This is a genomic window from Shewanella sp. ULN5 (assembly GCF_030731885.1).
In the GTDB taxonomy this organism is placed as follows: Bacteria; Pseudomonadota; Gammaproteobacteria; order Enterobacterales; family Shewanellaceae; genus Shewanella; species Shewanella holmiensis.
The window spans coordinates 69,499-84,869 of sequence record NZ_JAPJEE010000005.1; the positions used below are offsets into that span (position 1 = coordinate 69,499).

Here is a 15,371-nt window from a genome sequence, read left to right on the forward strand (position 1 = left end):
TTATCAACATAAACCTGTCCTAAATCAAATCATGGCGATTGAATCACTTTTACACTCTCCTACTCTAAAAAACACTAGGATAATCCAATGGAGTTGTTGTGCCCTGCGGGCAATTTAGCCTCCCTCAAAGCGGCATTCAATGCCGGAGCCGATGCGGTATATTTGGGACTAAAAGATGACACTAATGCCCGATCTTTTGCTGGTCTTAATTTTTCTGCGGCTCAAATAAAACAAGCAAGCCAATTAGCTAAACAGCAAAACCGTAAACTCTTTCTAACGCTAAATACCTTTGCAAAACCTGGTCATGAAAGTCGTTGGCAACAAGCTATCGATTTAGCTGCTGAGTTGCATCTAGATGCTGTGATTTGTGCAGATATATCGCTTTTAGATTACGCCAGCCGAACCTATCCGGGATTAGCATTGCATTTATCGGTTCAAGCAAGTGCGACCAACGTGGCAGCATTATCCTTTTATAAGCAGCAGTTTAATATTGAACGAGCGGTATTACCCAGAGTGCTTTCGGTTAAACAGGTAAAAGATTTAGCTAAAGTCAGTCCAGTTGATTTAGAGGTTTTTGCCTTTGGTAGTTTGTGTATTATGGCTGAGGGGCGTTGTCAATTATCGAGTTACGTTACCGGACAATCACCCAATACCGGAGGTTCATGCTCGCCCGCTAATCATGTTCGTTGGCAAGATGTTGGCACGGATAAATTAACCCGATTAAATGAAGTGCTAATTGATAAATCTAGCCAAAGTGAGCAATTAGGCTATCCCGTTGTATGCAAGGGTCGTTATCAAACCCACGATGAAATGGCACCAGAATACATGCTCGAATCACCGACCAGTTTAAATACTATGAGCCTAATTCCTGAACTGGCTCAGGCAGGTATTCGTTCGCTCAAAATTGAAGGGCGCCAGCGAAGTCCAGCTTATGTAACTCAGGTCACTCAGGTATGGCGACAAGCCATAGATTGCTATCTGCAGTCTCCTGAAACGTTCGCCGATACGCTGCAAAAAAAACCTCAATGGCATTCAGCTTTAGATAAAGTATCTGAAGGCCAAGTCACGACTTTAGGTGCTTACGAACGCCAATGGCAATAGGTATTTGATATGAATTTATCCCTCGGACCACTCACATACTGCTGGAATAAAACAGTAACGTTTGAATACTATGAAGCCGTGGCAGACACGGCAATAGATACGGTGTACTTAGGTGAAGTGATTTGCAGTCGCCGCCGCGAATTAAAATATAAAGATTATCTTGAATTAGCGAGCTTATTAAACAACAAAGGTAAAAAGGTGATTCTGTCGACTTTAACCTTAATTGAGTCGGCATCAGAATTAGTTGAGCTAAAACGTATCATTGATAATGCTGAATTTGCGATTGAAGCTAATGATATGGCTGCGGTGAACCTCGCTCAGGAAGCTGCAATACCATTCGTAGCCGGCCCCACCTTGAATCTCTACAATCGTGCCAGTCTTGATATCATGCAAAAAATTGGCATGACCAGATTTATAATGCCTTATGAATTATCAAAATATTGGTTGCAGCAAGTGTTGGCTGAAAGCTCAAACACGTTTGAAACTGAAGTGCTCGGTTATGGTTATATCCCTTTGGCACACTCAGCCCGATGTTTTACAGCCAAACACCATCAAAAGCCGAAGTTAGATTGTCAAATTATTTGCCAACAATATCCCAAGGGCATACTAACCCAAACTCAAGAATCGCAACCATTACTGAGGCTCAACGGAATACAAACTCAGTCGGCAGCCAAAGTGAATTTGATTAACCAAATGACCGATATGTCAGCTATAGGAATCAATTATTTTAGAATATCACCATCAGGATTTGAAGATATAGCACTAATCAAACAACTATCTAACCTTGATGAAATAAACTTAACAGGTATCAATATTGAACGCCCTGCCAATGATTGTAATGGCTATTGGTATGGTGAACCAGGAATGAACCTGCAAGACAATGTGACTATTTAATTTTACCTAAACTTAGGTTAATAGGTAAAAATAATGAGAATTGAAGAGTTTACCGCCAAATTGATACTTTGCGCGGTTAACGAGGCGAATTTAAGCGTAAATGGCCAACAACTTGCTTTTATTTAGTAAAAAATAAAAGTAACGGTGAAAACGACTATTTAACATTCATTTTCACCTAAGTTGGCACTATTTATAGCGTTATGATTTTTTTAGCCAAGACAGCAAGGATAATACCCATAACACCAAAGTGATGTCGCTACCCCATTGTGTAAATGCCTGCCACCATAAATCGGGTTTAGGGGATAATGTTGCCGAAGAAGCAATAATGTCCATGTACGTAGCAGTTAAAAATGGCGCAAAAATGAATCCTGCATAAGGTAAAATAAACACACTTAAATTAAGGCACAAACAAATAGTAGCAAGCAATAATGGCAGCTTAACCTCCCGCCACCCTATCTGAATAGCGTAAGCCATAAAGGCAATGCTGGAAAAACACACGAAAATGAATAAGTAGCTTAAACCATGGAGGTGTAAATGATATACGTTTAAAGGAAATAGACCGGTTGCAGCCAAAGCAAGAAAGCTTGCTGAAAAACTGAACCAAAAAGGATATTTAAGCCACCCTTCTGTCACTTGCACAGCAAATAAATTAGCCAAAGCGATACATAAACTACCAAAAAATAGTCCACCGTTTAGCAGGAGTGCTGACTGTGAATGACCATAATATCCCAATTCACTGATACTTTTTTTAAACAGCAAAAAACCATCAACACTAGCATTTGTTGATTCAATGACTATCGAAATGGCTAACCCCAAGAAAAGGCCAAAACACCCCAATAAACCAAAACGTATCGAGAGTTGTTTAATTTTATCTTTGTTTGTCATAACACCAATTTATTATTAGTTACTCAAAGCTAGTTTATGCCACATATAAATAAAAAACTGCGCTCTCTACGACAGAATGTTGATCTATATCGGTTCCATATGGATGTAAAAGGCATATTTATTAACTATTTTAACCTCATTGTTACTGTAAAAATGACAAAAAAATGCATAGACAGTCAACTATGGCAGCTTCAAGTGTAAACACCTTGATATAACAACTACGATCAAGCGAAAAAACACAAGCTTAACACATTGATTACATATTAATTTATCATTACAAATGCCACTTTTTGCTTTACAATATAGTTAATCAAAAATAAGTGATAACTATGCATTTATGTGATTCGTTTTACTTAGACTGAAATTGGCGGTAACCTTGCCGCACAAAATCATGACGAACTTTCAGCAAGCGCCTCATGGACGGATTAGATAATTTATTTGCTGCCAAAATGGGTAGATTTTAAGGTACAGAAACCGTGAACCAACAAAAACCAATACATAACTTAAAAACGATACTGACTTTTATTATCCCGTCTTTAATTGGTCTTTTACTTTTCATCACGCCGGTAACGACTGATAAAGGATTAACCATTCCTATTGCTATCGTTTCTAAAGCATTGCAATCGGCAATGGGTGGCTCAATCCAACTTATTGTTACGGGCATTGTCATTTTTATGGCAATCATTTCAGTATTAGCCGCCATCATCCGCCCCGCTTTTATTCGTAAAAGCCACTTTCTAACAGCGTTACTGAATGTTTCTGGTTTTTGGTTATTAATGCGCGTCGTCGGAGCCATATTTATCACACTGACTTGCTTTAATATTGGCCCTGAAATGATTATTTCAGAGAATACTGGCAGCTTGGTCTATAACGACTTGCTTCCAGTATTATTTTCAGTATTTATCTTTGCCGGTATGCTATTACCACTATTATTGAATTTCGGTTTGCTTGAGTTTTTTGGCACCATGCTAACTAAAATCATGCGCCCTATCTTTAATTTGCCGGGTCGTAGTGCAATTGATTGTATCGCATCTTGGCTTGGTGATGGCAGTGTCGGCATTTTGATGACCAGCCAACAATATGAGACTCGTTTTTACACCCAACGTGAAGCCGCGGTTATTGGCACCACATTTTCAGCTGTATCAATCACCTTTAGTTTGGTCGTCATTTCACAGGTAAGGTTAGAGCACCTATTTGTGCCTTTTTATCTAACAGTCTGTTTTGCTGGTATCATGGCTGCGATAATTGTCCCCAAATTGCCACCATTATCGTGGAAAAAAGACCACTATATTGATAACACACCGCGCCACCCAGATGATGAAATGATCCCTCAAGGACATGGGGTGTTTTCATGGGGATACCATCAAGCGCTAAGCCGTGCATCACAAGCCACCAGCGTTAAGAAAGTTTTTATCGATGGTTTAAAAAATGTCATCGATATGATATTCGGTATTATTCCAGTGGTGATGGCGATTGGCACAATGGCGCTAATTCTCGCTGAATATACGCCAATATTTAACTACTTGGGCATGCCCTTCATTCCGTTACTAGAACTATTACAAATTCCAGAAGCCACTGCAGCGTCGAAAACGATTGTTGTTGGTTTTGCTGATATGTTTATTCCTTCAATTTTAGCTAGCTCAATTGAGTCAGATCTCACACGCTTTGTTATTGCAGCGCTATCTGTCACGCAGCTCATTTATATGAGCGAAGTGGGTGCATTGCTAATTGGCAGTAAAATTCCAGTTAACTTTTTAGAGTTATTTGTGATTTTCATTCTACGTACCGTAGTGACGTTGCCTATTATAGCCTTAATGGGTCATCTCATTTTGTAAAATTTTAATATTAAAAACGAAAAAGGAACCTAAATGGTTCCTTTTTTGTATTTAGAATCAGCACTGATTAGCATTTCATCAATTTAGATCTACACTTAAACTTAACACTCAAAAAGACAATTAAAATAGTAAAAGTGTAAGGATCATTTGTGTGATAAAAGCTAGTTTGTCAGTCTGTTCTTATGGCTTAATTTTGTTTATTTTCGGATTCACTACAGCCGTACAAGCTATGGTGAAATTTGACACGATTGAAGCTGAACATGGCTTATCGATGAATACGGTCAATGATGTTGTTACCGATAAAGATGGTTACCTGTGGATAGCCACACAAGCAGGATTAAACCGATACAATGGCAAAGACATCAAAATCTACCTTAAAGAAGATGATAATGGCCCATCAGGAAATCACATAAGCCATTTATTTTATAGCAAAAAAGGTGAGTTATGGTTAGCAACCATTAATGATGGCCTTAACAAATTCGAACCAAAAACCAAGCATTTTCAATATTACAATTCACCTGAACTCGGTTTACCCACAAGTGGTATTAACGACATAAATGAAGACAACCAAGGTAATCTTTGGCTCGCCACCAATAATGGAGTGTATATCTTCTCGCCATCCGAAAATGTACTTATAGAGCATATCAAAGCGGGAACTAAAGGCTTACTTGATGACAACGTCTCGGGATTATTTCTTGATAAGTATTCAAGACTTTGGCTATATCACGAACGAGGACTGCAACTGTATTTACCCGAAGAACAAAGTTTTAGTGCGTTTACAACTCCCTTTTTATTCGACAAAAAAATACTCAGCATTGCCAATGGCGATAACAATAGTATTTGGCTAGCGACGGATGAGGCGGAATTGCTCCATCTTGATCTATCTGTTGGATTACAGAGCCCTGTCATTACCTCACATCAATCCTTTTTTGCTGACAACTTACAGCATAATAGTATTAGTGATTTATTGTTAGATATTGACGGAAAACTTTGGATTGGCTTTAAACAAGCAGGTCTTGCATCTTACTCTCCATCATCACACCAATTTGAGCATTTTTATCACTCACCAAATAACATTCACAGTGTCAGTAGCGAGTTAATCACTCGGCTATGGATGGATGATGAACGTCAATTATGGATCGGCACACGCGGCGCTGGACTCAGTAAAGCCGATCTCAATAGCCAAGCATTCCATACCATCAATGAACATTCATTTATGACCAGTAATTTGACTGACACAGATATACGAACGATTTATCGAGATAAACAGGACACCCTTTGGATTGGTACCGCACAGGGATTATTTATTGCCGGTGAAGATGAAAACCAAAACATAACCAGATTTACACTTTTTACTCATCCACAATTTGATTCTAAAAGCTTTATCAGTTTTATTAAACAAGACAATAAACGACAACTATGGATTGGTACTCGCGGTAATGGTTTATACATATTGCATCTCGACACACAAAAAATAACCCAATATTTGGCAGACAGTCATAATCAGCAAGCTATCTCAAGTAATGTTCTTTATAGCCTTTTTTTTGATCAGCAACAACAGGCTTGGATTGCGACCAAGGATGCGGGTGTGAATCTGTTTGTATCAGAACAACAGGGATTTACCTCTTGGACGCATGATCCTGACAATCCAAACAGCCTACAAAGTAAAGAAATCAGTAATGTATTGTCTGCCCCACAGGGTGGTTATTGGATATTAACCTACGGCGCCGGCCTAATTCATATGTCCGTTGAAGGTAAGTTTACCCAACTCTCACCTAGCACGATTAAACATTTTCCTAGCAAGCATTTATTCAATGCGTATTGGATTGATGAACAATTATGGATTTCTTCTAGCGATGGCGTTTTTTCATTCAACCCTAAAACCCAAGCGGTTAAATTATTTGATAAACAGCATGGTCTGATCGATAACATTGCCTACCTCATGGTTAAAGATAGTTTAGATCAACTTTGGATTGGTACTTCTGAAGGCCTCAGCGTTATTAATACTCAAGACAATAGCATCCGTAATTACACCCTTATAGATGGGCTTCAAGACAATGAATTTAACTTTAATGCAGGTTTTGTTGATGACGACAACCGCGTTTACTTAGGCGGGATTAATGGATTTAATATGATTTATCCATTTGACTTACCTGTGACACCTGTACCTAAAAAACCAATAATTGATGAGTTTTACTTGTTAAATAAGTTGCAGCGAATACAAGATGACCATCGCTTTAACCAACCCTTTGATATTAGCTACGCCAAATCCATTCAACTTAACTATCAAGATGCATTATTTTCTTTTCGATTTCACAGTAATAACTTACATCAAGCACAACAAATGAGTTATGAATATCGCATGCAAGGATTACATCAACAATGGTTTGATGATTTAGGTAGCCGTGTTGCGCACTTTTCTGGATTAGTCCCGGGTACCTATCAGTTTCAAGTAAGAGCTAAAAATCATAATAATCAATATAGCCCTATAAGAACATTAGACATTTTCATCGCACCTGCACCATGGCAAACCTGGTGGGCTTATCTAATTTATGGGCTATTTTTTATCACTATTGTCGCTCTATTTATCTGGCTTCAAACACGAAAATATCGCTTAAAAGTGGCCATGATGGAACAAGTGTCTAAAAGTGAACAACGCTTACAGTTAGCATTATGGGGTAGTGGCGATGAGTTTTGGGACTGGGACATTCGTAATAAAAGCGCCCATAGAAGTAATACGTTTTTACAATATCCTCAACCAGAAATAGACCTCATGGATACCCTGGAAAAATGTGTTCACCCAGAAGATTTACAAAGCGTCATAGATAATATGACCCCTTGCTTTAAACAGCAGGTCAATAAGTTCGAGTTAACATATCGTGCAAAAACAGCAGACGACCTATGGGTTTGGGTGCTAAATAGGGGCCAAGTGATCGACCGAGATAATCAAGGCCGCGCCAACCGAATAACAGGCACAATTAAGAATATTCAATCGTTAAAAGAAACAGAGCAAGCACTCACACGGCTTAATTCTGAACTTGAAGATAGCGTAAAATCGCGAACAGAAGAGCTAAAACTGACACAAAATGAGCTTATAGATAAAGAAAAAATGGCCACCTTAGGTGGACTGGTTGCCAGTATCACCCACGAAGTGAATACACCGATAGGGATCAGCGTGACAGCCACCTCACATCTAGCAGACAGGGTCGTTGAATTTAATGAGCGCTATCAAGCTGGAGATGTCTCACATGAAGATTTTGAACTATATCAGACTGAAGTCGCTGATTGCACTAAGCTGGTATTATCAAACCTTAATAGGGCGGCAAAATTAATAAAAAGCTTTAAAGAAGTGTCTGTTGATCAATCTAACGAAGATGTCAGAGACTTCAATTTAAAACAGTACTTGGATGAAATATTTATCGCCCTTAACCCGTTACTGTCTCGTACCAAACACCATTATCGATATGATTGTCCAGATGATATTTTTCTCCATAGCCAACCTGGTGTATTTTACCAAATCATCAGTAATCTATTTAATAATTCGATTATTCATGCTTATCCCGATGGTAAAGTGGGTGAACTTTTTTTAAGCGTAACCCGTGAAAGTGAAGGCTTAAAAATTATTTATTCAGATGATGGTTGCGGTATGTCCGCCGATATAAAAGCACAAATATTCACCCCATTTTTTACCACAAAGCGTGGCCAAGGTGGCAGTGGTTTGGGAATGAACATTCTCTATAATTTAGTGACTCAAGTACTCAAAGGTAAAGTGACTTTAAACACTGAACCTAACCAAGGAGCAAGATTTTGTATCGAACTCCCGGAAGAAATAATCAACCATTAGTAAAAATGATTACTGTTTTATCGACAAAGGTAACGTATGCTAATAGTTAGTAATGCGTTAAATTATTAAGGACTGAACGATGGACGAAAGACGCAAGTTTTCTCGAATTTTATTTGATGCTAATGCTTATCTTGCTCAAGATGATTCGACTTGGCGTACCACAATTCTTGATTTAAGCCTTAATGGCGCACTGGTACAAATACCAGAAAATTTCACCGGCGCGCAAAACAGCCAAATCATATTAGAATTTGTGTTACCCGATTCTGACGTAGAATTAGTCATGCATACAGAGGTAGTTCATAAGACCAGTGAGCATTTAGGCTTGCGTTGTTTGCATATTGATGTTGAAAGTATCAGTCATTTACGCCGAATTATTGAGCTTAACCTTGGTGATGCAGAATTACTGAACCGTGAACTGGAAATGCTTATTCAACCGGAAGAATAAGCATCATCATAAACGCACTTTATAGTGCGTTTAATGCTTCAGATAATTTACTCACCCCAATGACTTCCATGCCTAATGGCGGCTTTTTAGGGGCATTAGCTTTAGGCACTATCGCGCGTTTAAAGCCATGTTTAGCCGCTTCGATTAATCGTTCTTGACCATTAGGTACGGGCCTAATTTCACCCGACAAGCCTACTTCACCAAAAACGACGAGGTCGCTAGGTAATACTTCACCTCGAAAACTCGACACCATTGCCAGCAATAAGGTTAAGTCAGCACTGGTTTCAGTTACTTTAACTCCGCCAACCACATTGACAAAAACATCTTGATCAGACATCAACAAGCCACCATGACGGTGCATGACGGCCAATAACATGGCTAAACGGTTCGCATCCATGCCAACTGCAACTCTTCGTGGGTTAGACATTGCAGAGCTATCAACCAATACTTGTAACTCAACAAGTAATGGACGCGTACCCTCCCACACCACCATGACTAAAGACCCCGAAGCAGCTTCATCGCCTCGAGATAAAAATATCGCAGAAGGGTTAGCCACTTCTTTTAATCCTCGTTCGGTCATCGCAAAAACACCCAGTTCATTAATCGCACCAAAACGATTTTTATGGGACCGAAGTGTTCGATAACGACTGTCGCTATCCCCCTCGAACATCACCGAACAATCAATACAGTGCTCTAATACTTTAGGTCCAGCCAAACTACCATCTTTAGTAACATGACCAACCATAATTACCGCGATGCCATGCTGCTTTGCAAATCGAGTCAAATAGGACGCTGACTCTCGTACCTGCGAGACACTGCCTGGCGAAGATTGAATGTCACTCATGTGCATCACCTGAATCGAGTCGACAACAATCACTTTCGGCTTTTCCTGTAACGCCACATCGCAAATCGCCTCTACACTCGTCTCCGACAACATTCGTAAATTCTGTGTCGGTAACCCCAATCTATGGGCACGCATAGCAACTTGCTGTAAAGACTCTTCACCTGTCACATATAACGCTGGCATGGTTTGCGCAAGTTGACATAAGGTTTGTAGTAAAAGTGTACTTTTACCCGCACCAGGATGACCACCAATTAAAATCGCACTGCCAGGAACAATGCCGCCGCCTAAGACTCTGTCGAGCTCACCAAATGTGCTGGCAATACGCGGCAATTCATTTAAATCAATTTGATCAAGTGTTTGCACTTTTTTGCTGGTCTCGCCAGCATAACCACTAAATTGATGAGTTCGAGTGGCGCTACTCGCCCCTAAACGCACCTCTGTGATTGTGTTCCATTCCTGACAAGCATTACATTGACCTTGCCAGCGAGGGAAATCTTGACCACATTCGTTACATACATATGCTGTTTTATTCTTTGCCATAATGCTCATCAGTAAATATGATTAAAAAAGGTCACAAATGAACGTTATTCCGATCACTGTAAATAAACGCCCACACCATAATTGTTTGCTAAACTTTATCATTGATTGTAAATCAGTATAGAATCCAAATCTGACCAAACAATTGATAAAGCAATATCTTTTCATGCCGATAAGATTAACAGCCAGACTCACTAGAAGCATTAAAAACGATAATAGAAGATGAGCCTAGATAATCACAGCGCGCTAATAGAACAACTCAAACCTTTGCTAATGGAACCTGACTTTCAGGAACTGTTCGAAAGCTTCACGGCGGATGAGTCGAATTCTACCCGTTTTTTACTGAAAATGGAGCTTAATCGTATTTCAGCACCTTGTACGCGTATTATTGATTTACGTGATAAAACCGAGTTGCCCTGCGAAGAAGTTGTGATTGGTAAACAAAGGCATTTTTTAGATGCACCGTCAAAAGAAGCCCTTGAACAAGCCTTACCTATTTATCGTAATAAATACACTTTAGGCGTTTACGAAAATGTGATTAAACAGCACAAAATGCGTAAGCAACAAAAACAAGACTCTCCAACTCAAGATAGCGTTACCAGCATTTCACCTTTTATCGTACCAGGTGTGGTATTAGGCAGTTATTTTAATCGTAGTGAAGAACGAATGAACTACAGTATTAAAATCTCAGCATCACAATCTGGCAGCACAGAAGTATTAGGGGCAAGCCTTGATTTATCCATCGGTGGCGCAAGAGTAAAATTGCCGATAAAGCATAACTTTCAACCAGAAAAGCCATTGCGCGTAAAATTGCTTGATTTGAATGAAGAGTTTTATTTTGAAGATCTACAACAAGGTGTTGATTACCAAATTGTTGATATACAGAATAAAGATGACAACGCAATTTTCAGATTAAAACGAGTGGGTGGCGGCGAAGAACTCGATAAGGTCATTACTCAGCTAATTCAGGGATACAAGTTTCGCTATAAAGTGGATGTTAACGATGTCATTGTTAACGCGACAGGTTTAGGGTTTGAGCGTCATTATTTACCTTTACAGCCCCATTTACCTTTGTATATTTCTATCAAAGAAGGTAAACCACACATTACCCATGCGTTACTCGGTCGCGGAAACCATCCTTTGATGCATTTCTTTCAAGATGAAAGGGATGTCAGCCAACTTACTGGAATGCTGACTAATAATCGTTTAGTGCATCTGATTAAATCGCCCGACATCGTAGAGCATCAAATTATTTTTTGTTTTACTCACGTAGCAAACGGCAAAGTACACTTCTATTCAGCCAGTCAATTTGAGTTAATCCAAAATGGTCACCTAGGACTTTTTTTAGGATTCGGGGCCAAAAAACCAAGCTGGCGTATATTTAAACTAACCAGTCAACGAATTGATCATCAGCAAAATTATAAAACCTCCACCTTACCAGGTGATGATGCTCGCTACGGTGCATTAACAGAGCAACAATTAGCGAGTTTCATCCATATCATTCAAGTCTGTGATTTAACCAACATCGAGGTTAATTCACAGTACCAATCTTGGTTTAATAACCAAGATGTTAACCAACTGAAAGTTTTCGCCCAGCGAAAAATAAATGCCAATAGCATCAAAAAAATATCTATGCCATTTACCGAGCGGCGTCACGAATCTCGTTTTGCTTTCAAAACGTTGGTCACAATTAAGCAAGGTAATAAAACCGCCTCAGGCATTACCCATGACATTTCAAGTCGTGGGTTACAAGTCACCCTAGATGAACCTATGGACTTTACCGCTCCTGCATCGGTCAGTATCAGTTTTCCACGCTTACAGGCTAAAGCGGGTAAAACAAACTTAAATGGCTTGTCATATCAGCTAATACGCACTCGTTCATATAGCAAAGTCCTTCATTTAAGCGCTTTGATTGGCCATGATCCCCACATGGGAGTAGAGTTTTTAAGTAAACTTATCAGCCATAATCAAGACAAACTTGCAAAATTATCAGACAAAGACGGTGAACAAAAAGAACTGGCCGATGGCATGAAAAATCTCATGATGCGAGAGATAGCGAGCGTGCCTTATTTTATCGAGAAACGCAGTAAATCATTTAGTATTTCAGCTATTGGCATTGGGACTAAAGTAGATGAAATCAGTCATCTATTCTCGCAAGATACTGAACAAATCATGCAGTATAACCTCGCACCAATCATGGAGAATGGGGTTTTCAAAGACCGGATCCTTGAGCCCATTAAAGCCATGAAAACGATCTCTGAACTGCAGTTTTTTGAAGTGTTTATCCAAATTACTCGCCATGCTCGCGGCACTATCAATCTTAATTGTAAAGTCGTCTCAGATTTAAGCACTGAAGAGCAACTTGCCTTTATTGATCAAAGCCAACGATTAGGCCGATTTATGGCATTAAGAGTTTATTTTGGTATGGCCGACAAACCTGATATGACCTATATAAGACGAGAATTGGCTTACATCCAAATTCATGCCAACCACAAAGCCAAACAACTTGAAGAACAACTATGGCAAGTTATAGGTTTAGGTGAGTTTGTCGATATCAGTCAAGAAGTGATATTGCGTTTCCCGCAATTAACCCAACTAAAAGAACCAAGTTAATGTGAAAGATGCGAACAACTACTGGGCTTGTGCTAAGTACCAGTTTTTCACTTTAATAAAGTGATCATCACTTGCCTGCTTATGGGTCAACATATCTGCATGGCCATAATCGTATAAATTGCCATGTTCTTTGGCTAGCAAAGTATATTCAGCCTGCTGAAAACCACACTCTGACATCATATCTTGTACATCGGAAGGATTACCCAGTACCGAGTCATTTTTACCGGCAATAAACCATGTTATAGGCCAGATTGTATTTTTAGCGGCTATGGCATAATTAAAATGATCATCATGATCTATCCATTCACCTCTTACCCAGTCAATTGATTGAGAAAGAGATTGGTGACTTTCATTATCCATACCAAATCGATAGCGATATGCATCAAAAAAGCCCTGTTTAGTGGCAACTAATGGTGCTAACCGATTCCAAAAAACATCAACCATCAGCCACTTGCGTAGGGATTTGATTTTAATGGTACGTTTGGTGCCAAAGGTTAAAAATGATGCCACATTAGCTTGTAAATCAGTAAAGCGGATCAAACTACTTGCCATCAATACACCGCCCCAAGAATGGGCACACCAATGTACTTTGGCAGCTAAAGGATGACGTTGTAAAATAAATGACTGTACTAAGGGTAACTGCTCTCTAATCACCTCACCCTGTCCAAGGTCATAATACTTGTCGATTAAAGGTGTGCTCTTGCCCCTTCCAGCGGTATCTAGAACATAAACATCAAAACCTTGTTCAGCAAGATAACAACCTAAACCACGACCTGAATCGCTATAAAAAACCCGTCCATTCGACATAGCACCATGTAACATTAAAATGGGAGTCAATTGCTTATTCATCCCTTTAGCTGGAATAAAGCACACATGTAATTGCCCTTGTCGATAAGGGATAAACAAAGACTGTTGGGTAGGTGATATCAATGTGGCAACTATTCTTATTAAAGGCGTAGATCTAAAACTTAATCATAACTGACATTAATATCAACCATAATAGAGCAAATATCCTAAATAAAGTTTTCAATTTGCTCAAGGAAGACCAATTTGTCAAAGATGGAGGTAAGCGGTAAGGATAAATAAACCTGCTTTACATTACAGTCACATTGGTTTTCCTGTTGATAGGGCACTTATTATTTGTTAGCTGCTGACTTTGAAAACAGTATTCATAGGCTGTAAAAAGAAAGGCAGAATAATAATCCTCCCCAAAAAGAGACTTTTTGGGGGGGATTATTTGAATATATTTGACGTAAAAACATTATCTGAGGGATTAATCAGCAATCAGTATGCTTAGCTCTACCCTTGCAAGCAAAATACTAACGCACGTAAATCTAGTTGACTTACCGCTAAGTTTGCCGCAGCAATGAGTTTCGGTTTAGCATGAAAAGCCACACCTAAATCAGCAGCCTGGATCATAGGGATATCATTCGCACCATCACCGATAGCCACAATTTGTCCTGGTGCTATTTGCCACTTTTGAGCGCACTTACTTATGACATTCGCTTTGTATTGCGCGTCAACCACAGCCCCAGTGACTTGCCCTGTGAGTTTGCCCTCCTCAATGACTAACTCATTAGCAAATGCCGCATCTAGCTTTAATAGATGCATAAGGTGATTCACAAATGGCGTAAAGCCGCCTGAAGCAACAACGACACGCCATTGGTTTGTTTGCAACTCTTCTAAAGCTGCGGTCAAACCGGGCATCAAGGGTAATGTTTTACATAGAGTATCAATAATAGCCGCATCTGCACTAGCAAGCTTACTCACTCTTAAGCGCAAGCTTTGTTCAAAATCCAGCTCACCACGCATAGCACTGGCCGTCACAGCTGCCACTTCTTCGCCTACGCCCGCCAATGCGGCCAACTCATCAATACACTCAATTTGAATTGCAGTGGAATCCATATCCATCACCAATAAGCCCTTTTGATATAGCAATGGTAATGGCTCTCCAATAACTAATAACTCGGCTGCTAACCCTTTTTGTGTAATAGTGTGCGCGAATGCTGTTATCAGCTCATCAAGCGGCTGCTGAGTCGCTATCTCAATGCCAATCAAATCATTGCTGCGCGAAAGTAATGAAAATCCAGCGGTAACAGATAATGATGCTAACCAGATATCGATGTGTTGTTGAACAGATTGCTCAAACACCACTCGAACACGCTTAGAAAATGATGGCGCAATCTGATTAAGATAGTCGGACTCGTTATAACGCTGGCATAATAGGCCGTTATGCTGATATTCGTTTATAGAGGATGACAACAACCACGTTAAAATAGTATCTCCATTCTTATTGACTGCGCTTGCCGTAGGCGATGCTGTGCGAAGATTGTGCATGGGTCTAACCTCTTTGATTACAACTATCTACTGATG

Annotated in this window: 10 protein-coding genes; 6 read left to right on the plus strand and 4 right to left on the minus strand. The window is 39.6% G+C overall.

The genetic code is table 11. From position 1 onward, the window contains the following. Positions 1-87 precede the first annotated feature (87 nt). Positions 88-1,101: a peptidase U32 family protein gene (locus tag ORI98_RS06650; RefSeq protein WP_261297297.1), complete on the plus strand. Its 1,014-nt coding sequence runs from the start codon at positions 88-90 to the stop codon at positions 1,099-1,101. 9 nt (positions 1,102-1,110) lie between these two features. Next, positions 1,111-1,995, plus strand: coding sequence for a U32 family peptidase (locus tag ORI98_RS06655; protein WP_306134711.1), 885 nt, complete (start codon positions 1,111-1,113; stop codon positions 1,993-1,995). A 198-nt stretch (positions 1,996-2,193) separates the two neighbouring features. Here ORI98_RS06655 and ORI98_RS06660 read toward each other — a convergent pair whose 3' ends face one another. Beyond that, a complete protein-coding gene (locus ORI98_RS06660; protein WP_306134712.1) occupies positions 2,194-2,880 on the minus strand; it encodes a hypothetical protein in 687 nt (228 codons plus the stop codon). Positions 2,881-3,356: 476 nt separating this feature from the next. Here ORI98_RS06660 and ORI98_RS06665 point away from each other — a divergent pair, with 476 nt between their 5' ends. The 3 genes from ORI98_RS06665 to ORI98_RS06675 all read left to right on the plus strand — a co-directional run bounded on the left by ORI98_RS06665 (position 3,357) and on the right by ORI98_RS06675 (position 9,004). After that, positions 3,357-4,715 carry a YjiH family protein gene (locus tag ORI98_RS06665; protein WP_306134713.1) on the plus strand — a complete coding sequence of 453 codons (1,359 nt, stop codon included), beginning with the start codon at positions 3,357-3,359 and terminating at the stop codon, positions 4,713-4,715. Positions 4,716-4,866: 151 nt separating this feature from the next. Continuing rightward, positions 4,867-8,559 carry a two-component regulator propeller domain-containing protein gene (locus tag ORI98_RS06670; protein WP_306134714.1) on the plus strand — a complete coding sequence of 1,231 codons (3,693 nt, stop codon included), beginning with the start codon at positions 4,867-4,869 and terminating at the stop codon, positions 8,557-8,559. Between the two features lie 79 nt (positions 8,560-8,638). Beyond that, the gene (locus tag ORI98_RS06675) at positions 8,639-9,004 is read left to right on the plus strand and encodes a PilZ domain-containing protein (RefSeq protein ID WP_306134715.1); all 366 of its coding nucleotides are present in this window, start codon (positions 8,639-8,641) and stop codon (positions 9,002-9,004) included. A gap of 19 nt (positions 9,005-9,023) precedes the next feature. Here ORI98_RS06675 and radA read toward each other — a convergent pair whose 3' ends face one another. Beyond that, positions 9,024-10,388 (minus strand): DNA repair protein RadA, encoded by a 1,365-nt coding sequence (gene radA / locus ORI98_RS06680; protein ID WP_261297303.1) that lies wholly within the window; start codon positions 10,386-10,388, stop codon positions 9,024-9,026. A gap of 219 nt (positions 10,389-10,607) precedes the next feature. Between radA and ORI98_RS06685 the strand changes: the two genes are divergently transcribed. Next, positions 10,608-12,998 (plus strand): PilZ domain-containing protein, encoded by a 2,391-nt coding sequence (locus ORI98_RS06685; protein WP_306134716.1) that lies wholly within the window; start codon positions 10,608-10,610, stop codon positions 12,996-12,998. An 18-nt stretch (positions 12,999-13,016) separates the two neighbouring features. On the opposite strand, the gene ORI98_RS06690 is transcribed toward ORI98_RS06685, so the two are convergent. After that, on the minus strand, positions 13,017-13,925 hold the full coding sequence (locus ORI98_RS06690) for an alpha/beta fold hydrolase (protein WP_306134797.1): 909 nt from the start codon (positions 13,923-13,925) through the stop codon (positions 13,017-13,019). A gap of 372 nt (positions 13,926-14,297) precedes the next feature. Continuing rightward, positions 14,298-15,335: a phosphoserine phosphatase SerB gene (serB, locus tag ORI98_RS06695; RefSeq protein WP_306134717.1), complete on the minus strand. Its 1,038-nt coding sequence runs from the start codon at positions 15,333-15,335 to the stop codon at positions 14,298-14,300. Positions 15,336-15,371 lie beyond the last annotated feature (36 nt).

Bases quoted from the DNA above. Each gene is read 5' to 3' on its own strand.
- serB (WP_306134717.1), bottom strand. From the start codon at position 15,335: ATGCACAATCTTCGCACAGCATCGCCTACGGCAAGCGCAGTCAATAAG.
- ORI98_RS06660 (WP_306134712.1), bottom strand. From the start codon at position 2,880: ATGACAAACAAAGATAAAATTAAACAACTCTCGATACGTTTTGGTTTA.
- ORI98_RS06685 (WP_306134716.1), top strand. From the start codon at position 10,608: ATGAGCCTAGATAATCACAGCGCGCTAATAGAACAACTCAAACCTTTG.
- ORI98_RS06675 (WP_306134715.1), top strand. From the start codon at position 8,639: ATGGACGAAAGACGCAAGTTTTCTCGAATTTTATTTGATGCTAATGCT.
- ORI98_RS06650 (WP_261297297.1), top strand. From the start codon at position 88: ATGGAGTTGTTGTGCCCTGCGGGCAATTTAGCCTCCCTCAAAGCGGCA.
- ORI98_RS06655 (WP_306134711.1), top strand. From the start codon at position 1,111: ATGAATTTATCCCTCGGACCACTCACATACTGCTGGAATAAAACAGTA.
- radA (WP_261297303.1), bottom strand. From the start codon at position 10,388: ATGGCAAAGAATAAAACAGCATATGTATGTAACGAATGTGGTCAAGAT.